8 protein-coding genes are annotated in these 21,753 nt (G+C 69.9%); 3 read left to right on the forward strand and 5 right to left on the reverse strand.

Annotated elements, in window-relative coordinates:
• Positions 1 to 533: 533 nt before the first annotated feature.
• Complete coding sequence (locus tag BR98_RS09470; RefSeq protein ID WP_051969501.1) at positions 534 to 893, reverse strand: DUF6086 family protein; 360 nt, start codon at positions 891 to 893, stop codon at positions 534 to 536.
• Positions 890 to 7,894, reverse strand: a complete 7,005-nt coding sequence (locus BR98_RS41955; RefSeq protein WP_157537549.1) for an RHS repeat-associated core domain-containing protein — start codon at positions 7,892 to 7,894, stop codon at positions 890 to 892. Before BR98_RS41955 ends, BR98_RS09470 begins: the two co-directional genes overlap by 4 nt.
• A 367-nt stretch (positions 7,895 to 8,261) precedes the next feature.
• On the opposite strand from BR98_RS41955, the gene BR98_RS09485 reads away from it, so the two are divergent.
• On the forward strand, positions 8,262 to 13,085 hold the full coding sequence (locus BR98_RS09485) for a ricin-type beta-trefoil lectin domain protein (protein WP_157537551.1): 4,824 nt from the start codon (positions 8,262 to 8,264) through the stop codon (positions 13,083 to 13,085).
• Positions 13,086 to 13,167: 82 nt separating this feature from the next.
• Here the strand turns inward: BR98_RS09485 and BR98_RS09490 are convergent, their stop codons facing one another.
• On the reverse strand, positions 13,168 to 15,906 hold the full coding sequence (locus tag BR98_RS09490) for an AfsR/SARP family transcriptional regulator (RefSeq protein ID WP_051969503.1): 2,739 nt from the start codon (positions 15,904 to 15,906) through the stop codon (positions 13,168 to 13,170).
• 359 nt (positions 15,907 to 16,265) lie between these two features.
• Between BR98_RS09490 and BR98_RS09495 the strand changes: the two genes are divergently transcribed.
• Positions 16,266 to 19,127, forward strand: a complete 2,862-nt coding sequence (locus tag BR98_RS09495) for an AfsR/SARP family transcriptional regulator (RefSeq protein ID WP_051969504.1) — start codon at positions 16,266 to 16,268, stop codon at positions 19,125 to 19,127.
• A 56-nt stretch (positions 19,128 to 19,183) separates the two neighbouring features.
• On the opposite strand, the gene BR98_RS09500 is transcribed toward BR98_RS09495, so the two are convergent.
• Both BR98_RS09500 and BR98_RS09505 read right to left on the reverse strand, forming a co-directional pair.
• A complete protein-coding gene (locus tag BR98_RS09500; RefSeq protein ID WP_083976200.1) occupies positions 19,184 to 19,786 on the reverse strand; it encodes a sigma-70 family RNA polymerase sigma factor in 603 nt (200 codons plus the stop codon).
• A 225-nt stretch (positions 19,787 to 20,011) separates the two neighbouring features.
• Complete coding sequence (locus BR98_RS09505; RefSeq protein WP_035841676.1) at positions 20,012 to 20,383, reverse strand: hypothetical protein; 372 nt, start codon at positions 20,381 to 20,383, stop codon at positions 20,012 to 20,014.
• A gap of 173 nt (positions 20,384 to 20,556) precedes the next feature.
• On the opposite strand from BR98_RS09505, the gene BR98_RS09510 reads away from it, so the two are divergent.
• Positions 20,557 to 21,747, forward strand: coding sequence for a MinD/ParA family ATP-binding protein (locus BR98_RS09510; RefSeq protein WP_157537553.1), 1,191 nt, complete (start codon positions 20,557 to 20,559; stop codon positions 21,745 to 21,747).
• Positions 21,748 to 21,753 lie beyond the last annotated feature (6 nt).

The following is a 21,753-nucleotide window of genomic DNA, read 5'->3' on the forward strand; positions in this document are numbered from 1 at the left end:
GACGATCTCGATGACGCCGACGAATACGCTGTGTGGCCAGCGAGCGAGGACGCTCTGGCGACGGGATGAGAGCAGTGGGCGATCTTCGCCCGGTGAGACCAAAGGTGCAAGACGTGGGCTGTCGGGTCGGCCAGCCATCCTGGGTACGGGGATCGATTCTCGGTACGCCGAACTGGCCTCGCTGCTCGCACCGTACCGTCAGGCGCCGGCCGATGCCGGGCAGTTGGTCGGTCGATGGTGGTTCGTCGAGGGCGCCCGCGATCGGATCGACGGGGTCGGCTACTTGGTCAGGCGGAGTCCGAGCAGGTGAGGCCCGCCATCGATATCTGGAGCGGCGGGGCGGCGAGCGCGAGACCGCCGGAGGGGATCGGCCACGCTCTAGTCCGACGCGCCCTGGCTGGCCTGCGCGACTGAAGCGAGCTTGCCCCGGACACCACCCATAGCAAGCGAAAAGGGCCCGTCAGTTAGCTGACGGGCCCTCACGCATGATCGAGGCTAAGGTCCTACGAGGCCACAATAGTGATGGCTAGCAGTCACCGCGCCATATTGTTGGCTAGCTCCTCGACCGACAAGAAGCTCTCTCTTTCCTGTTCGCCAATCAGATCGTCCACTCGGTAGCCGGATCGCTCAAGAATGACGAGCGAGGTTGCGATAAAACCTCGCGAAAGCTCCCTCAGGACTGGATGCTGAGATGTCCGGGCCGCAATCTCTCTTACGAAACTCTTGAAAATCGGTCCGTCAACCCTGTACCAGTCGGCCGCGCGCGCCTCGAGTCCAGTGGGCACTTCGTATGATCCCGCCAGGCTGTTGGCGGTGGCAACGAATAGCTCTCCAGCGGTAACCGCCGGGCTCCACACTGTCTCGTTTTCCAGGTCATCGAAGATGAAACTCATTCTGCAAACTCCACCAAAACCTTGACGGAGTTCTTTTCCACCCATTGATCCACGGCGGCGTTAACCTCGCTTCGCAGTGCCGCTTCAATTCCCGGCTTGGTGAACTTCATGCCGAGTTCAGCATTTTCGTAGCCGGGGATATGTTGGCGGGCCTCAAGATACTTGTCGAGTTTTTCCGTAATGTGCTTAGCCGCCCACCCCTTCGGATCCTGAGCCCCGATTGCCGTCTTTAGCTCAGTCAATCTTCCATTGATCGTCCTGTCAATGTCAGTGATGATTCTACCCGGATCATTTGGATCCTTCACAACGAAGTCATTGGGGAGCGGCGCAGGCTTCCCGCCGGGAAGAAGGGGTAGCATCGCGGCCATCGCACCCACAGCCGAGTCAGCTTGCGCCATGTTGTCATAGACTTGCTGAAGATCATCCCTGATCTGATCCCGCTCGGAGTCTGGCACACCATAGGCGGTAATGAAGCCGATCCAGCCGGTCCAATCGTTCCTGCGGTCGTACTGATGGATCTCCTTGGTCAGCTTCGCTAGGTCTTGTTGGAGCCGCGTATTGGCGTCCGTCGCCTGTTGTGCATGCGTCAGCGCAGAGTTGGCCAAGCTGTCAAGGGTGCTGGTATCCGGGTTATCGCCATTGCCACCTGTCCCAGGCCCGTTCCCGGGGGTCACGGCCGGAGAGATATTTAGGCTGCTACCGCCAGTGGCGGGACCACCGTTGGTTCCGCACGGGTCGTCGCCATTCTGGCCACACACGGAGCGTTTTCCAGTGGGGTCGCTCTGGTTGAGCGGGCTGTTGTTGCCGTAGGCGTAGCCGTTCCACTGCTGGGGGTCGGCGCTGTCCAGGAGTGGGTCGGGGTTGATGAATCGGCCGGTAGAGGCCTGGTATTCGCGGGCGCCGAGGTTGGTGAGGTTGGTGTTGGTGTCTCGGGTGCCGCCGACGAAGCCCTTGTCGCCGGCCCAGTTGTTGGTGGCGGTGTTGGTGGCCCGCTGGTTGCCGAAGGGGTCGACGGGGTTGCGTGTCTGCGTAAGGGAGTTGGCGTCGATGGACAGGGTGTTGGTGCCGTGCTGGTCGGCGAACTGGTAGGTCGAGCTACCGACCGTGCGGACCAGGGTCACACCGCCCGGCATCGTGTAGTAGCGGGTACCGGTCCGGGCGCCGTTGGACGGGGTATAGGTCAGCTCGTCCTGGCCGCCGTCGAGGGTGACGGTCGTCTTGCCGGGGTTGCGGCGGATGAGCTGGTTGCCCTCCGCGTCGTAGACATACGTGGTGGTGGCCCCGCCGACGGTTTCGGAGGCGAGCTTGCCCTCCGCGTCCCAGGCGAGGGTGGCACTGGGGTTGGCGTCGGTGCCGTTCCAGGTGTTGGTGCTCCACAGCGGGTTCTGGTTCAACGCCTGCGCCGACTTGTAGACGACCAGGTTCCCGTCGTCCTGCAGCGCCAGGTACGCGCCCGGGTTCGGGTACGTGCCCGAGGACCACAGCGGGGTGTTGTTGACGTCATAGATGACGAAGTTGCCATCGGTCTGCATCGTGGCGTGCGCGCCCGCATGCCCCCAGGTACCACTGGCCCAGGTCACCGCGCCCGTGCGCAGCGAGACCAGGACGAGGTTGCCGTCCGCCTGCATCGACAAGCGCGTGGAGTTCGACGTGATGCTCTGGCCGCTGCCGAGGACCCAGCCGCCGAAGAGGTTGCGGGTACCGGACGGCGGGTTGATCGCCGTGGTGTTGCCGGCGCCGTCGTAGGTGTCATTGCCGGCGTAGGCGGTCACGCCGTTGACGCTGTTCTGGCTGCCGGTCAGGGCGTGCGGGCCGCCGTTGCCGTTGCCGTTGTTGACCGAACCGGCGGGCTGGAAGGTCTGGTTGGTCGTCAGGTCCTTCGTCGTGTCACCGGCGGTGTCGTGCTGCACCAGCTGGGTGCGGTTGCCGGTCAGGTCGTAGCTGTACGACTGCCAGTACGCGGACGGGCCGCCGACCGTGGTGCGGTTGGGCGCCTGGGCGCCGCTGGTGGGTGTCGTGTTGGTGCAGTTCCCGATCGCACCGACGGAGGGCTGCGCCGCCATGGTGGTGGAGCCGGTGTCGGTCCACGCCATGCCCAGGCGGCCGAGGTAGTCGTAGGTGAAGCACTGACGGTCGGTCGCCGACGGCGTGTTGTTCGGAATCGAGCTGATCGCCGTGATCTGACCGGCCTGGTTGTAGGCGTAGTTCAGCTGCTGCACCGAACCGGTCGGGTTCGGCTGCGCGTCCACGAACTGGGAGACCTGACGGCCGGTCGGCTCGTCCCACGTGTTGGTGGCGACCAGCTCGGTACCCCACGGATTCACCGTGGTCCGCACCGAACGACCGTACGCGTCATAGGCGTTGACCTTGTCGTACGCAGTCGCGCTGCCGTAGCCGATCAGCGGACCCCGCAGGTCATAAGCGAAGTTGATCTGCTCGGCCGCCACGTCGCCGACAGCACCGCGAACGTCCTGCTTCATCGCCCCGGTGATCGAGTCGTAGGTGGGCAGGTCGGTGAATGTATACGGAGTGGTCAGGCCGACCTCACTGCCCGGGATGCTCTCCGTGACCGAAGTCGGGCGGTATGCCGCGTCGTAGGAGTTGATGGTCTTGGAGTACACACTCCCCGAAGTCCCACCAACGTAGCGGATCGAAGTAGCCGGCTGACCCTTGCCACCCGAGACAGTGTCGTAGGTGAAGCCGGTTAGCTGCTTCGTCGGATCCGTCGTGGACGTACCACTGAACGAACCGGTCTTGCGACCAAGCAGGTCGTAGCTGTAAGCGATCGACTGACCGCGGCCATCCGTCACCGTGGCCAGACGGCCAGCTGCATCGTAAGCCAGGGTGCTGGTGCCGGCATCCGGGTCTGTGACCGAGCTCTGACGGTTGCGCAGATCGTAGGTGTAGGACCAGGAGTTGCCGGACGCGTCCTGACGGGTGTTGGGCTGGCCGGACGGGTTGTAGGTGTACCGGGTGACATCCGCGTCGCTCGCGTTACCGGTCGCTGTCGCGGTCCGGTACTGCCACAGCTGCGCGGTGCGACCACGGACGTCCAGCACGGTGCTGGTGGCAGTGGCCCCGGTGGGCGGGGTGACGTCGACACGGTCCACGCCCGGGTAGGCGGTCGTAGTGGTGTTCTGCGGGACGTCGTAGGCCCGGAACTGACTGGTCAGCGCCCGGCCGCGGCCGTCAAAGGTGGTCAGCGTCTGGTGCGGGACGTGCGTCAGATCAGGGTTGAACCACGTCGTGCTCGGAGCCGCATCCGCGTTGTAGTAGGCGGCGTTGGCCCGCCAGACGTGGCCCTGCGAGTCGTAGAAGTTGTCCGTCACCATCCGGCCCGCATAACCGCTGTAACCGGGAGTGCCCTGCGTCTGAATCGTCCGGCCGAGACCGTCCATGATCGCGATCGACGTGCTGTAGTTGGCGCCGTCGCTCTGCAGCGAGCTGCTGGTGACAGTCGAGGCACCGCTGGTGCCGCTAACCGTGTAGGCGAACGTCGCCGAAGCGCTCTGCGAAGTCGACCGACCAGGCGACCAGGCCGCCGTGAGCCTGCCGAGGGCGTCGTAGGACCTGGTGACAACCTGACCGTTGGGATCAGTGACCGTCAACGGCAGCGCTCGGGCGATGTCCAAGACGGTCGCGATAGTGCGGCCGCTTGCCGCGTCCGACGCACCCGCCGGGGCGGGAGTTGTCACCGCGACTGAGTTCGGCAACTCACCGGAGTTCGCATTGCCATACACCGTCCTCGTGATCGAGCCACCGGTGTGTGAACTGTCCGTCGTATTCGGATTGGCCACCGAGACGATACGACCGTACGTGTCGTATTGAGTCGTCCCTGTAGTCGTGAATTGGCCGTTGCCGCCGGCATCGTAGTGGTCAAGCACCTGAAGCCCGGTCACCTCGGCTTTGGCGCCGGCCGTGCCGTAGGCCTGGCCGTCGAAGAGCGTGCGGCCACCCGAGACGGTGTTCGACGCCGTCGGCGTGGCAGTGCAGGCGCTGGGTCCGGAGATGGTCAGGGTCTGCGCAACCAGGCCGGTCAGCATCGGGTTGCTGCTCGTCGCGTATGTCGGCACCGTGCAGGTATCGGGCGTGCCGTCAGCAGTGCTCAGGGTGGAGACCACTCGGTTGGCGTGTGCCGGGTCTGTCGTCGTGACGGTACTCGCGGCCTGCCAGAAGCCGTCGGTCTTCAGCGCCTTGGTGATACCCGTGGTCGAGGTGCTCGTGAAGCGGGCGACCAGGTCCGGTAGCCCCGCGCGCGGGTGGGTGGCCGTGGTGACCGGGCCGCTGCTGGTGTTCGCCGTATAGGCCGCGGGTGGAGCGCCGACGGTGTTGTAGGTGTCGGATTCCAGCGTCTGGCCGGAGAGCCAGTCGTCGTCCGAGACCGGGCCGCTCTTCGGACCCGACACGTTCACCTGAGTGGTGCCCGTGCTCTGGTCGCCGTTCATACCCTGGTAGAAGCTGGTCGAACTCTGCCCCTGCGGGCCGTCGGTGCCGGTACCGGTGACTGCCGTCACCGACGCGTAGCCGCGGAACTGGTCCCAGGTACGGGACTTGGCGTCCACGATGGTCGCGTCGTTGTGGTGCCAGGCTGCCAGACCATAGGTGTACGTGGTGACCTGCGGCTTGTCGCCAGCGGCGAGCTTGGGGTCGACCGTGACCAGACTGACCGGGTACCGCTGGAACCAGTCGTCCGTCGGTGTGCTGTCGGCGGTCGAGTTCGGCCCGTACCACTTGACGTTGAAGCAGCTCATGGTGTCGCCGACGGCAGTCGCCGGCGGCATCTGGTGATACGCGTTCGAACACCATGACGGGAAGGTGTGCCCCTGCTGGTAGACGACGCCGATCGTCCCGCCCGTCTCGGTGGTGACCACCGTCAGGCGGGGACGGTTGTAGTCGGGGCGAGCCGGGCTGTTGCCGTCCACCCGGTTCTGCATCAGCTGCCAGGTGAAGGAGACCGCCGGCAAGGTGACCGCCGACTGGCCATTCTGGTTGTCCTGCGCGGTGTGCTGCACCGAGGCCAGCCACGGGATCTGGGTGTTCTCCGAGCTGTTCTGCGCGTTCACGAACACGTGCGACAACTGGTAGCTGTCCACCGTCCGGTAGGAACCGTTGCTACGCACCTGCGTGGCAATCGTGTTCAGCCACTTGCTGGTCCAGAACGAGGGGCTGTTGTTCGCGCAGCTCGAGGCATCGCACTGCTGGTCCAGCGGGACGTCCGGCCAGCTCGCGGCGTTCGCCAAAGTGCGCTGGCTCGGGTCGCACGCGGCCGTCGAGGTCACACAGCGCTCGCCCGAGGTGAAGACGACCTTGGCCGCGCTCTGGTAGTTGCCGTTGGCGCCCAGCTGGTCGGAGAGCAGCTGGCCGTAGTCGATCTCCGCTAGGACACCCGCGCGGGTGTAGGAGGAGTTGCTGCCGCTGCCGCCGTTCTGGCCGGCACCACGCGAGTAGTAGTTCGCCTCCGCGTTGTACCGGTACGTCGTCAGATTCCCGTGCAGGTCAACGACAGCGTCCAGGTTCCAACGCCACGCACTCTGGCACCACGAAGACGTGGTGGTCGAGGAGTTGTAGCAGGGGTCACCCGGCTTCGGTGAGTACACCGGGACCGTCCATGCGGACTGCGCGTCCGGGCCGATGGTGCTCGCCTTGCCGTCCGCACCGGGCAGGTGGCTGGCGCCGAAGTAGTACACCGTGCCAGTCGTGTCGGTGACCCGCAGGTAGGAGCCGTTCCAGGTGCCGTTGCTCGCACCGGTCAGGTACTCGATCTTCGTGCCGTCGTCGTTCTTCAAGTGCCACGAGCAGTTCGACTGCTCCTCAGCGGCAACGAACGTCTTGTTGCACGACGCGTCGTCCGGCACCAGCTCACCCGAGTGACCCGCCAACGACATCGTGAGATTCGCACCCGCCCAGCAGTCGTCACCCGACCCCGTGATCCCGTCACGGCTGCACGGCTGGTACGAGCGCTCCACGAAACCCGTACTCAGGTCCCAGCCGTCACCACCCACCCACGACGCCTGCGAGTTCGTCGAGGACGTCTTACCGTCCACCGACGCCGAGTCATAGGACAGTCCAACACTGGGTGCAGACCCGCCGATCGATGGCGGGACCGACACCGGATACCCGTACGTGAACGCCCCCGACGAGCCACCCGCAGTCCAGTTCGTGCTGGGGTTCAACGACGTCGCACTGTAGGTGCCGGCCCCACTGCTGGTCCCGGTGACCACGCCGACAACCGAGGCACTTGCAGCCGAAGCCGTCACCCCATCAGCGGTCGCAGCCATCGCCCGCGGCTGCGTGCCGGTGGGGGCAGCGGCCGGGGTGGTCACGTCAGCGACCAAGCGCTTGCTCACCCGGTCGTAGTGCGAAGGCAGCGGAGTACGAGTCTGACAGCCCTTCACCTGTGGCGTCGTCAGAGCACACGCCGGCAGCGACACCAGGGTCGCGCGGTCGGCGAAGCTACCGCCCACCGTGCCGAGCTGGTCGAGCGCCACACCGACGCGAAGCTTCGAGCCCGGCTTCGCACCGTCACCCGAGAGCGCAATGAGGCCGTCCGGAGCCCCGGCGGCGGTGGCGGTTGCCTGATCGACAAGGGAGACCTGGACCGAACCTACCGATCCGTCAGCCGACTGGGCCTGCGCCTGCGCGGAGTTCGCGGACTTCTCCGGAGCCAGCGGCGCCAACCATACCGGCAGCGACCCCGCCTGCACCTCGGCACCAGCGGCCGGAGCCTGCTCCGTCCCACCCACCGCATTCGCCCGCGGAGCCGTCACACCCGCAGCAGGCGCGGCCGGCAGCGTCACACTCGCCTGCCCCGGCTTCGCCTTCTTCCCACCCGCAGCAGGAGGCGTCCACACCTGACCCGCCGGATAGGAAGGCTTCGACGCCGCCAGCGCCGCCTGACTCTTGCCTGGCACCGAAGCCGTCTTCGGCAACGGCGTGTTGGGCGGCGTCCAGACCTTGTCGTTCGGATCACCCGCCAGCGCAAAGGCCGGCGTGGACAGCATCGCTGTCACCACCGCCAACGCGCTGACCACAGCCAGACGCGGACGAATCGACCGCCAGATTCCGCTGGAACCCGGGCGGCCAGCTGGTATCTCCACCAGAAACCCCCACTGGTGACATTCTCGTCACCCTTATTTGCACCCCTACGCAACGAATGGCGAGCCGACCGTAGCGGCTGGAGATCAACTAGCGCGAGGCTCGCCCGTGAACTGTGCCGAGTGATTCATCTCACACCTCGAGCGATCTAGATCATCTACAGCCAAATCGGTCATATCCATTTGCGAAAGGCACAGTTGAGCGCGCAGCGTGTCGGCGCACACGTGCACGATGCGTGCGCCGACCATCACATCCATCACGTGGGGGACCCCTGTGCCCAACTCACCAACCGTGCGCCGACAGCGCACGTCACTCGGCGCCGCACGGCGCTGGGCTGCCGCCGCGAGCGTGATCGCGCTCGCGGGCGCGACCCTGGCCACGCAGGCCGGTCTGGCCACTCATGCCAGTGCCGCCGCCGGCATCCCGGACGCCGCCACCGCCGCCGCCATCAACGCCGCGCACGCGAAGGACCCGAGTCCGGCCGGCGACGACGCCAAGGAGTTCGCGCAGGCCAAGTCGACCGGGAAAAACGTCCAGATCGACCGGCTGACCACGGAGTTCACCGAGACCTACGCGACGCCGGCCGGCCACTACCAGCAGACCGGCCACCCCGACCAGCAGCGCCTGAAGGCCGGCGGCCAGTGGAAGAACCTGGACGCCACCCTCAAGCCGCAGGCCGGCGGCGGCTACGCGCCCGCCGCGACTCCCTCCGGCGTGGTGCTCTCCGCCGGCGGCAACGGGCCGCTGGCCACGATGACCAGCCCCGACGGCAAGAAGCTCGCCCTCACCGCGCCCTTCAACCTGCCCGCCCCGCAGGTCAACGGCGACAACCTGCTCTACCCGGGCGTGCTGCCCGACACCGACCTGAAGGTCACCGTCGGCAAGAGCGGCAGCGTCAGTACCGTGCTGGTCCTCAAGACCAAGGCGGCCGCCACCAACCCGGCGTTGAAGAAGCTGCACTTCGCCACCACCACCGACGGTGTCACCGTCCAGACGGGTGCCGACCAGAACCTCACCGCCCAGGGCAGCGACGGCAAGCCCCGCTGGACCGCGCCCGCACCCACCATGTGGGACAGCAGCAACGCCAAGCCCCAGCAGGCCAAGGCTGCTGCCGGAAGCGCCAGTGCTGACGCCCAGTCAGCCCAGTCGAGTCAGTCGGCTCCCGCCGCGCCCGCTCAGGGCAGCAAGCCGCAGGCCGAGGCGGCGAGTTCCACCGACGGCCCGGGCAGTGCGGCCAAGGTGGCCAAGATGCCGGTCGAAACCCACAGCGACGGAATCGATCTGACGCCTGATCAGAACCTGCTGGCCACCGGCGACGCGCCCTTCTACGTCGACCCGGCCTGGATCCCCTGGTCGACCAGCAGCAACGGCAACACCTTCGTCCAGTCGAACTACCAGAGCGCGAACCACTACAACAAGAACAACGAGCGCCTCGGTGTCGGTATGTGCGGCACCTACGCCGCCGGCGACAGCTGCGTCCCGTCCGGCCTCTACCGCGCCTTCTACCAGTTCGACACCAGTGCCCTGCACGGCGTGATCATCAACTCCGCCAAGCTGGACGTCTGGGAGTACGCCTCCGCCGACTGGAGCTGCACCAACACCTACCCCGTCGACGTGTACTGGGAGGACGGCCCGATCGGTCCCAACACCGTTTGGGGCAACCAGCCCAACCCCCAGGGCGGAAAGCTCGACTCCACCAATGTCGCCGGATCCGGCGGCAGCGGCTGCTACAACGACATCGACGTCCAGTACTGGAACATGGGCGCGACGCTCAACAACGCCATCAGCAACAACAACATGGTGACCCTCGGCCTGCGCGGCAACGAGAGCAACCAGAACGCGTTCAAGCGCTTCGAGTACAACGCCAGCCTCTCGGTGACGTACGACCGGGTGCCCAACGTGCCCACCGACCCGCAGGTCAACCCGGCGCCCTACATGGTGAGCACCGGCCAGACCAACCAGAACTGCAACGGTGGTTGGAACAACTGGAGTTGGCTGGGCGCCGGCACCGACGCGGCGGGTGCGGTGAGCATCAGCACCGTGGTCTCCAGCCCGGCTCCGCAGGACCAGCTGCGCAGCAACCTCAACATCTGGGACTACACCAACAACAACGCCGGCCTTCCGGGCAACCCCAACACCGAGTCGCCGTGGGCGCCCAACGGCTCGCGGGCGACGTACACGCTGCCGGGTGGCTTCATCAAGGACGGCCACATCTACGGCTACCACCTGCAGGCCACCGACGAGCTCTCCGGTGCCTCCTGGTCCGGCTGGGGTCCGGTCTGCACCTTCGCGGTGGACCAGACGCCGCCGGTGGTGAACACCAGCGCGGCGACGGACCTGGCGCACCAGTTCCCGCCGTCCGGCAACGGGCAGGTCACCCAACTCTTCGCCGGCCAGCCCGGCTTCCTGCCGATCAGTGCGACCGACCCCGCCCCCGGTGGCGGCCTCGCCTCCTCCGGCATCGCTTGCCTGATGTGGTCCGCCGACCCGCAGTTCAACGGCTCCAGCTTCCACTGCGGGAGCAACATGCCGAACGGGCAGGTCCCGGTCACGCCGGGGCACTGGGGCACCAACATCGAGTACGTCCAGGCCAAGGACAACGCGGGCAACGTCTCTCCCGTGCTGCAGTACGCCTACTACGCGCCGTGGAACCCCAATGGCCCCCCGCCGGTCTTCGGTGACCTCACCGGTGACGGTGCCCCCGACATCCTGACCACCGACGCCGGCGGCAACCTGCGCACCTACAGCGTGCCCGGCAACGCCGCCGCCAGCGGCCCGGCGGTCGCGCTCTCCGCGCTGAAGAGTGACAGCCCGCACTACGACGCCAACAACCCCGACAACGACCCCTGGTCGAACTACCAGATCACCCACCGGGGCAGCCTGAGCGGCGGCAACAACGTGGACGACGTGATCGTCCACAAGCCCAGCGACGCCAATCTCTACTACTACCCGAACAACTCCACGGCCAGTGGCGTCCCCGGGCGGCTGGGCGCCAAGTCGACGCTGACCAAGCCGAACTGCGTCACCGGCGCCAACCAGGACTGCAGCACCTACCAGACCGACTGGTCCAGCACGGTGCAGATCGCCGCGATCGGCGACCCGAAGAACAGCAAGCTCAACCCGGTCGACTACCACAAGGCCGGCCTGATCACCGAGGAGGTCGGCAAGGACGGCAACACCGGCCTCTGGTTCTACCCGACCCCGACCTACGGCACCTTCGGCAAGCCGGTCCAGCTCGCGACCACCGGCTGGGCGGGCCTGGACCTGATCACCCCCGGTGACTGGGCCCAGACCGGCACTCCGGGCCTGTGGGCCCGCAACCGCAGCACCGGCGTCATCACCGGCTACACGCTGACCTCGGGGACCGACTCCACCGGTGGCCCGGTCAACCTCACCTGGGACACCCTGACGGCGATCAGCGCTCCGGTCACCATCGGCAACGTCCAGGTGTCCGATGTCCCGATCCTGCAGTCCGACGGCAACCTCACCGGCCAGGGCTCCCCGTCCCTGTGGGGTGTCACCCCCGGCGGCACCCGGATCACCACCTGGTACGGCAGCCCGATCATGACCAACGGCGTCGCCACCGGCTACAACTGGAGCCCCGGCGACTGGAGCATCGGCAACACCACCACGGTTCCGGATCAGTGGCTCGGCACGACCAGCCAGGAGAGCACCGGAGTCGGCGGCGCAGACCGCGCCGGCATCAACCCGCTGAGCGGCACCGGCAGCGTCACCTACGGCACCGACTCCCCCGGGAACACCCCGCTGAAGGGATCGGTGGCGCTGAACAACGGGGGCGTCCTCACCACCCCGTGGGTCAACAAGGACGACTCGGCCTCCACAGTCCTGACCAATACCGACCAGGTCATCGGCTCGGGCCAGCGGATCGTCTCGACCACCACCACGCTGACCATGCAGGGCGACGGCAACCTGATCCTGTCACCGCTCAACTCCTCGACCGTGCTGTGGGCTTCAGGCACGTACAACCACCCGGGCGCCTACGCGAAGATGCAGGTCGACGGCAACTTCGTGGTCTACGACAGCTCCAACAACGCGCTCTGGTCGACCCAGACCTTCGGCACCAACCGGCTGCGGCTGCAGACCGACCGCAACCTGGTCGTCTACGACAACAACAGCAAGGTGCTCTGGACCAGCAACACCTACAACTCCGCCTACAGCAACGTGCGAGTCGCCACCGGCAATCCCGGTGGCAGCAGCCCCGCCGTTCCCGGCCTGGACACCACCGGAAGCTACAGCGTCTCCGCCTGGGTGAAGCTCAACGGTGAAACCGGCGGCGACCAGAGCCCGATCTGCCAGCAGGGCAACACCGTCCCCTCGTTCGCCTTCACCTACCGGTCCTCCAGCCACAGCTGGTCCGCCGTCTCCACCTCCCAGGACGACAACAACACCGCCTGGCAGTTCGCGGGCGCGCCCGGCTGGACCGGGTTCGTCGGCGCCTGGACGCACCTCACCGCAACGTACTCGGCCGACACCAAGGCGCTGAGCTTCTACCTCAACGGCTACTTCGCCGGCGCCACGCCGGCCGTCGGCTGGGGCGAAACCCGTCCCATGACGATCGGTGGCTGCTACTTCGGCAACAACTACGGCAGCCTCGTCAACGCGCTCAACGGCTCGGTCTCCGATGTCCGCACCTACCCCTACGCGCTGACCTCGCAGCAGGTCGCCGCGCTGTACAACCTGCCGAGGCAGTCCGTGAGCAGCGGTCTGAGCAGCAGCAAGTGCATGGACGACAGCCAGGGTGGGCTGAACGACGGCAACTCCATCCAGATCTGGGACTGCAACGGCAGCGACGCGCAGAAGTTCTCCTTCCCCGGTGACGGCACCATCCACATCTTCGGCAAGTGTGTCGACTCCGGGGCCGGGACCGTGGGCACCAAGGTCGTCCTCTGGGACTGCAACGGCACCACGCCGCAGAAGTTCTTCCCGGACCCGAACAACAACAACCGACTGGTGAGCCAGACGCACAACGAGTGTCTGGACATCCCGCAGAGCAACACCGCCAACGGCACACAGCTCCAGGTCTACGACTGCAACTCCTCCAACGCGCAGAGCTGGACCATCAACAAGGCCAGCTGATCGCGGAGCGCTCCACCGGCCGCGCCCCGTCCCGAGGTTCACGCCTCGGGACGGGGCGCGGCCCTTTTCCGGCCGTCTGTCCTCACACGGTCGCGCGGCCCAGGGCCCGCAGGACGGCGGTGATGAAGTGGCGGGAGTGGGACTCGAAGCGGAGGTTGCCCTGGGACTGGCCGAGGGTGAGGGCCTGGCGGGCGGTGGCGAGGGCGGCGTGGTGGCGGCCAAGGGCGTGCAGGGCTTCGGCGCGGGTCTGGGTGGCGATGATGATTTTGGGGTCGTCGGGGTGGGCGCTGAGCAGTTGGACGGCCTCGGTGGCGTGAGCGAGGGCGTGGAGCGGGGCGCCGGCTCGGACCAGGGCGTTGGCGAGGTTGTTCAGGGACTGGGCGAGCAGTCGGGAGTCGGCCAGGGTGCGGGCGTGCTCGACGATCCGGGTCATCAACGGGATGGCGCGGGCGTGTTCGCCGGCTCGGACCAGGCCGTTGGCCAGGCGGGTGCGGCAGTGGTGGCCGAGCACCGGGTCGCCGAGCACGTCGGCCAGGGCGATGGCCTGGTCGAGGTGGTCGGTGGCGGCCGCGAAGTCGGCCTGTTCGATCATCACCACCGCCAAGTCGGCGTGCATCCGCACCAGCGCGGTGGGGTCCTCGCAGGCGCGGGCGGCCCGTAGGCCGGCCTCGGCGGTCTGCCGCCACTCGCGACGGCTGCGGTTCTCGTTGTAGTACAGGACGCAGGCCTGGTGGGCGAGTTGCCAGGCGGGGGCCGGGCGCCCGTACTGCTCGGCGCTGACCACCACACCGCGCACGGCGCGCTCCTCGCGGCGGAACCAGGCGATCGCCTGGCCAGGGGTGCCGAGCGGGGGCAGCGGGTCGGCGGACGGCTGCGGGTCGGCGGGCAGCACGCTGCGACTGCCCAGTCCCGCGCAGGCGGCGGCGGTCGCCGCCAGGTAGTGGCCGATCATCCGGTCCATCGCCGACTCGCGCTGGGCGCAGGTGAGTTCGGCGGCGAGCTGGGCGCTGTAGAGGCGGACCAGGTCGTGTCGGGCGAACAGGCCGGGGGCGGTCTCCTCGACCAGGTGGGCGGCGTCGAGCTGGGCGAGCAGGGTGCGGGCTTCGGCGGGCGGGACGTCGCCGAGCACGGCGGCGGCGTGCGGGTCGATCACGGCGCCCGGGTGCAGGCCGAGGTAGCCGAAGAACCGGGCGGCCGGCTCGGACAGGGCGCGGCGGGTCAGGTTGAGGGCGGCCGAGACGCCCAGCGAGCCGCCGCCGGTGGTGGCCAGCGCGGCGAGCCGGGACTGCTCGTCCAGGATCTCCCCGGCCAGGTCGCGCAGCGCCCAGTCGGGCCGGGTGGCCAGTCGGGCGGCGGCCAGCCGCAGCGCGAGCGGGAGGTGGTCGCAGCGTTCGGCGATCTCGGCGGCGGCCTGGGGTTCGGCGGCGATCCGCTGCGGGCCGAGCACCCGGCCGAGCAGTTCGACGGCTTCGTCGGGGGTCAGCACGTCGAGTGCGAGCGGTACCGCGTTGTCCTGGACCAGCAGGTCGCCGAGCCGGTTGCGGCTGGTGATCAGGGTCACGGGGGCGCTGTCGGGCGAGGGCAGCAGCGGGGAGAGCTGCTCGTAGTCGCGGGCATTGTCGAGCACGAGCAGGAGTTGACGATCCGTCAGCAGCTCGCGGTAGCGGCGGGATCGGGCGTCCAGGGTGTGCGGGAGGTCGGCGGCGGCGACCCCGAGGGCGGTCAGGAATCCGGCCAACACCTCGGCGGGGTCGCGGGGTTCGGTCTCGTCGAAGCCGCGCAAATCGGCGTAGAGCTGGCCGCCGGGGAAGCGCGGGGCGATCTGGTGGGACCAGTGCAGGACCAGGCTGGTCTTGCCGACGCCGGCCGGGCCGGTGACCAGGATCGGGCAGCGGTCGACGGGGGTGGCAGACGTGGCGGCGGAGCCGGGCGCGAGGTACGGGGCCACGGCCGCGTCCAGCCGGGCGAGTTCTGCGGCTCGCCCGGTGAAGCGACGGTTGCGGCGCGGGAGTTGGGCGATGGTGGGGCCGAGGTCCGGGCGGGGCGTCAGACCGAGAGCCGGGCCGGGCGTCAGGCTCGGGTGGGCGGCGCGCAGGACGGGGCTCGGGCCGGCGCCCCGTTCGGTGGCCAGCCGCTGCACGGTCTGCTGGTGCACGGTCCGGTGGTGGACGGCCCGCTGGTGGACGGCCAGCGCGTCGGCCTGGCGGCCCGCCTGCTCCAGACAGCGGATCAGCTGGGCGGCCAGCTGCTCACGGGTGGGGTCGGCGGCGACGGCCCGGGCGAGTTCACCCGTGTCGTCGGCCAGCTCAGCGCCCCGGCCGAGTCGGCACAGCTGCTCGGCGAGGCGCTGCAGGGCGAGCAGGCGCAGCTCGGTCAGCCGCGGGGCGACCGTCTCGCGCAGCAGGGTGGAGCCGCAGTCGGCCAGCGCCGGACCGCGCCACAGTGCCAGCGCCTGCCGGAGCAGCGGAACGGCGGCGCCGGGCTCGCCGAACTCCTCGGCCTCGGCGCAGAGGCGCTCGAAGTGCAGCGCGTCCACCTGTTCGGGGTCGCCGGTCAGCAGGTAGCCGGCCCCGCGGGTGGTGAGGGTGAGGCGGTCGTCCAGCAGGCGGCGCAGCTCGGCGATGTGGCCCTGCAGTGCGGCCCGGGCGGTGGGCGGCGGGTTGCCCTCCCAGACCAGTTCGAGCAATCGGACGGTGGGCACCACCTGCCCGAGTTCCAGGGCGAGCGAGCTGAGCAGCGCGCGGCGCTTGGGTGCGGTCGGGGTGACCGGGTCGCCGGTGTGGCTCTGCACCATGACCGGGCCGAGCAGCCTGATCCTCATCCGCCCTCCCCGGATCGATCGGACCCCGATGGTACGGCGGATCGAGCAGTACTCCGACCACTGGGGGTGGCCGAGACGGGGTGCGGGTACGGATCCGCGGCCGTGCGGGGTTCGGGAACCGGGTGTGACGGTGGTCGCGTCAGCGAAGGTGCGGGCCGGCCGCCAAGGTGGCCGGGCTGAGGGCTCCCGCCGGCACGTCCGCGCAGGTCGGGGCCGGTCGGCCGGGCCCGGGCGAGGCTGAGGTGACCACGCCAGAGCTGGTTACACTGCTGAGCGGAGCGGCCCGGAGCGGCCCGGAGGGCTTCGGGGACGGGGACCACGGGGGAAACGGGGAGCATGGCAGAAACAGGGGGGAGCGCATGGGGATCCGACTGCTCGGACCAGTAGAGCTGCGGGCCGCCGGCGACGAGCCCGCCGAGCTCGCGGGTGCCCAACGCCGCGCCGTGCTCGCCTTGCTGGCGCTGCGCGCGGAGCGGGTGGTGCCGGTGGAGCGGTTCTTCGAGCTGCTCTGGGGCGAGCAGCCGCCGTCCCGGGCCAGAGCCGCACTGCAGGGGCATGTCGCGGCGCTGCGCAAGGTGCTGACCGGCACTCCGTTCCTGCTGCTCACCCGGTCCCCCGGCTACCTGCTGGCGGGCGGGGCGGACTCGATCGACGTGCACCGCTTCGAGCTGCTGGCCGCCCGGGCCGCAGGCGCCGAGGACGACGCGCAGGCCGTCCTGCTGCTGGAGCAGGCGCTGGGCCTGTGGCGCGGCGCGGCACTGGCCGACCTACCGGACACCGAGCTGCGCCGCGCGCTGGTCGACCAGTTGACGGCGCAGCGGACCACCGTGCTGACCGACTGGGCCGAACGCCGACTGCGGCTGGGCAGCGGCGCGGTGGCGATCCCGGCGCTGGAGCAGAGCGTGCGGGCGGACGGGCTGCGCGAGTCGGTGGTAGCGCTGCTGATCCGCTGCCTGCACCAGGCGGGGCGGGTCTCGGACGCGCTGACGGTCTATCACCAGGCGCGGGAGCGGCTGGACGCGGAGCTGGGCGTGGTGCCGGGTGCGCGGCTGCAGGCGGCGCTGGCGGAGGTGCTGGAGCCGTGCGCGGAGCCCACGGCTCCCCTGCCGAGCCCCGCACTGCCGGGTCCTGCACTGTCGGGCTCTGCGATACCGGGCTCTGCGATACCGGGCAGGCTCGCCGAGGTTCCTCCGCTCGGCCCGACGGTCGAGCGGCCGGACGGGCCGGTCCCCCGTCAGCTCCCCCGCCAGCCCGCCGGCTTCGTCGGCCGGGGCGAGGAGTCCCGCTGGTTGGACCGCGAGTGCGGGCCCGGGCGGGTCGGCGACGGTCTCGCCCTGGTGGTCGGCGCGGCCGGGGCCGGCAAGAGCGCCACCGTGGTCCGCTGGGCGCACGCCGCTGCCGCGGCCTTCCCGGACGGCCAACTCTTCGTGGACCTGCGCGGCTTCGACCCGGCCGGACCGGTCGACCAGGTCGAGGTGCTGGGCGACTTCCTGCTCGCGCTCGGCGTGCCCGAGACCGCGATCCCCGAGGACGGGCCGAGCCGCGCGGCGCTCTACCGGGCCAGGACCGACCGGCTGCGCCTGCTGGTGCTGCTGGACAACGCCCACAGCGCCGACCAGGTGGCCGACCTGCTGCTCAGCGGGCCCGGCAGCGCCACCGTGGTCACCAGCCGCAATACCTTGGAAGACCTGGTGGTGACCGAGGGCGCCGCGCTGCTGCGGTTGGCGGCACTGCCCGGCGACGACGCGCTGCAGCTGCTGGAACGCGCACTGACCCCTGAGCGGGTGCGGGCCGAGCAGTCGGCGGCACGGCAGTTGATCGCCTTCTGCGACCAGCTGCCGCTGGCCCTGCGGATCGCGGCCTCCCGGCTGGCCGCCCGGCCCGGCTGGACCATTGCCGACCTGGTGACCGAACTCTCCGACGAACGGACCAGGTTGCTCACCCTGGACACCCACGGCGCGGTCAGCGTACGAGCCGCCCTGGTGCTGACCTACCGTCACCTGTCGGGCGATGCCGGACGGTTGATCACCCTGCTGGCGGCGCACCCGGGTCGCGAGGTGGACTCCTATGCGGGCGCGGCGCTGCTCGGCTGCGACCTGGTGACGGCCCGCGCCGCCCTCGGCGAGCTGGCCGCCTACCACCTGCTGACCGAGAGCACGCCCGGCCGGTACAGCCGCCACGACCTGATCCGGCTCTTCGGCATGGAACTGCTCGCCGCCCAGCCCGCCGAGGTCCACCGCCAGGCCACCGAGCGGCTGCTCGACTACTACCTGGAGGCGGTCCGGCACTGCGGCGAGCACGTGGACCCGGGCCAGGACCCGCACGGTGAGCGGGCCCACCCGCCCCGCGCACTGCCGCAACCGGCCGACGCCCGCGCCGCGCTGACCTGGTTCGGCTCCGAGGAGCCGACGATCCGCGCCCTGGTCACCTCGGCGGCCGAGCAGGACCCCGAACGCGCCTGGCGACTGGCCAGGTTGGCCAGCGGGCTGTACTACGGCGCGAGCCGGCTGATCGACTGGCTGGCCTGCCTGCGGGCCGGGCTGACCGCCGCCCGGCAGACCGGCCCACCGAAGGCCGTCGCCGACATCGAGAGCACCCTGGCCAACGCCCTGATCGGTGTCGAACGCCTCCCCGAGGCAGCCGAGTTGGCCCGCCGATCGGTGGACCGTACCGGCTCGGCGGACGGCGTGGTGCACGCCCGCACCCTGTTCACCCTCGCACTCGCCACCGCGGTGCTCGGCGATCCAGTCGAGGCCGACCAACTGGCGCAGCGTGCACTGGTGTTGGCACGGCAGAGCGCAGGCCCCGAGCACATCGGCGCGGCGCTGGCCTATGCGGCCGCGATCGCGGTACTGGCCGGCGAGACCGCCACCGGACTGCGCTACGCCCGCGAGGCCCGTCGGCTGCTGACCGGTCACCCGGCGGCGACGATCCACGTCTGGGCCATGCTGTCCGAGGCCCAGGCGCTGCAGCAGTTGGGCGAGTTCGACGCCTCGGAGCTGGTCTGGTCACAGCTGCTGGCGATCTGCCAGGACGCGGGTTTCCTGCACCTGCACGCGATCGCCGAGCAGGCCTACGCCGACTACCTGCTGCGTCTGGGCCGCGAGCAGGAGGCCGCCGAACACCTGCGCTCGGCCGTCGGCCTCTACCAGCTGCACGGGCACCTGGCCGCTGCGGTGACCGACCTGCTGGCCAAGGTGGAGCAGCTGATCGGGGACTGAGCGACCGGCCCGACCGGCGGTCGGTCTCGGACCGACCCGCCGAGTGCCGGTCGGTCTCAGGCGGCGCGCTCCGGGCGGGGCGCGTACTCCTCGTGTTCGGCCAAGATCGGGCGCAGCGCCCGGATCGCGTAGAAGTTGCGGGACTTGACCGTGCCGGGCGGGACGCCGAGCCGCTCGGCAGCCTCCAGCACCGACCGGTCCTTCAGGTGCAACTCGACCAGCACCTCCCGGTGGTGCGGTTGCAGACCCTCTAGGACCACCGCGATGTCGCGCCCGGCCAGCACCGCCTCGTACGGGTCCTCGGCCAGCGGCCGGTCCTCCAGCATCTCGCCGGAGACCTCCTGGGCCCGGGCCGCCGCCATCCGGAAGTGGTCGATGGCGATCCGCCGGGCCACCGTGAAGAGCCAGGGCCGGCTCTGCTCGGCCCCGCGCGAAACCGCCTCCGGGTGCTGCCAGGCCCGCAGCAGGGTCTCCTGCAGGATGTCCTCGGCCTTGCCGCGGTCACCGTTGGTCACCCGTAGCAGCGCGCGCAGCAGGTAACCGCCGTGCAGGCGGTACAGCTCGGCCAGGGTCTCCTGGTCGAGCGTCTGGCGGGACTCCTCGGGCTGCCGGGCCGGGGGCCGGGGGGCGTCCAGGGGCTGGCGGGCAACGGGTTGCATGGTCACGCACTACCTCTTCGGTCCGGCTGGGGCCTGCTCGATGCCGGCCGTGTGGGCAGCCGGACGCGAGGCCGAGAGGGGAGCACCCGACCTCGCGCAGGTCCCACGCTGCCGTGGGCCGCCAAGATTGCGCCAAGAGAGGACCAATGCCCGCGCCAACGCGGGATTGGTCGACGGTGCGGCGGCCGCCGGCGGTGACGGTGTCACCGACGGACGGGTCGCCGCTCAGTCCGTTGCGGCTGAGCGCTCGTTCAGCGCGTACAGCAGTGCCTGGATCCCGTCCTCGCCGCGCCGCTCGATCAGCACCGCGACCCAGGCCGTCAGCTCCTCCCGTTCCCGGCGCCGCCAACTCGCCGCCGACGGATGCTCGTCCACCACCAGCGCCGCCGCGAGCCGAAGCAGGTCGGGATGCGCGGTGGGGCAGAGTTGATCGCCCTTGCCCGGGCCCACGGCGATCCGCCGGGCCGCGGCGATCACCTCGGGCGCGGGGGCCTCGGGCACCCTGAGCCCCGGCTCACCCGCCAGCTCGGCCGGCGGCTCGGCCAACCAGCCCGCGATGAGCTGCCGCGCTCTGGGCGCCGCCCCGTCCTGGGACATCCAAACCCTCTCCCCTGTCCCCCGACCTTGGCGAGGGTGCCATCCACAAGGGACGGTACCCGGTCCCGGCCGGGTTCACCTCGAATTTCACCGCTTGGGCCGGGGCGGTGAACGGGCGCTGTGACTTGGGCCGTTCACCGGTTGAGAGAGCTCGGGCGGGAGGAGTGGTGGTCGTGACCGACGGTGTCGTTGCGGTGGTCCAGCGGGTGGGTTCGGCAGAGCTACGGTCGGGTGGTTGGCCCGGCCCGGCGCCGGACTACGCGCCCGAGGTCTGGCCCGAGCCGCTCCCGCTGGCGATGCGGATGCCACTGGACCCGTTGGGCACGGTGCTGATCCCGCCGGCGGCGCGCGCGGTGCTGACGCCGCGTCCGACCACCGAGCTGACGGTGATCACCGCCGTCCCCAACGCCGCTCCGATCCCCAACGCCGTGCCGATCCCCAACGCCGCGCCCGTCCACGACAATGCGCCCGAGCGCCCCGTCCCCCGGCCCGACCCCGCGCTCGGCCGGTCCGCCGCGTTGGAGCTCACTGCCGAACGCCTGGTGCGCCAACGTCCCGCCCGAGGACGGCGGTTCTCGTTCGGCGGCGCCCAGCAGGAACAGGCCCGCCTGGTGGAGCGGATCCGCACGCCGCTGCAGACCGCGCACCGGATCGCGGTACTCGGCCATGCGGCCGGCACCGGCCGGACCGTCACCACCCTGGCCCTCGGCACCCTGCTCGCGACCCACCGTCCGGACCGGGTGATCGCGCTGGACCTGGCGGACGGGGCCCTGGGTGCGCGAGCCGGGCGGGAGACCGAGCTGGGACTCGGCGAACTGGTGGCCGGCCTCCCCGCCGCCTCCTACCAGGACCTGCGCCGCTTCACCTCGCGCGGCGGCAGCGGCCTGGAGGTCCTGGCCGGCTCACCGGTGGGCGAGGACGGGTACCGGCGCGCGCTGGACGCGGTGAGCAGCCAGTACCCGGTGGTGCTCAGCGACACCGGCACCTCGGACGCGGCGGCGCGTGCGGCACTCGCCTCGGCCGACCAGCTGGTGATCTGCACCAACGCCTCGGTGCGCGGTGCGGCGGGGGCGGAGGGCCTGATGGCCTGGCTCGCCTCCGAGGGGCACGCGGCGCTGGTGGCGGGAAGCGTGATGGTCGTCTCGCCCACCCCGCAGGGCGGCCGGGCCCTCCCCGCGGAGCGGCTGGCCACGCACTTCGACACCCGCTGCCGGGGCGTCGTGGTGATCCCGACCGACGGCCACCTGGCGGCGGGTGGCGAGGTGGAGGTGGACCGCCTGCGGGCACGGACCCGCAGCGCCCAGCTGGAGCTGGCGGCGCTGGTCGGGGACGGCATGGCGGGACGGCACCCCGCGCTCGGGTGACGGGTG

Origin of the sequence: Kitasatospora azatica KCTC 9699, assembly GCF_000744785.1 — a bacterium.
GTDB classification, from domain to species: domain Bacteria; phylum Actinomycetota; class Actinomycetes; order Streptomycetales; family Streptomycetaceae; genus Kitasatospora; species Kitasatospora azatica.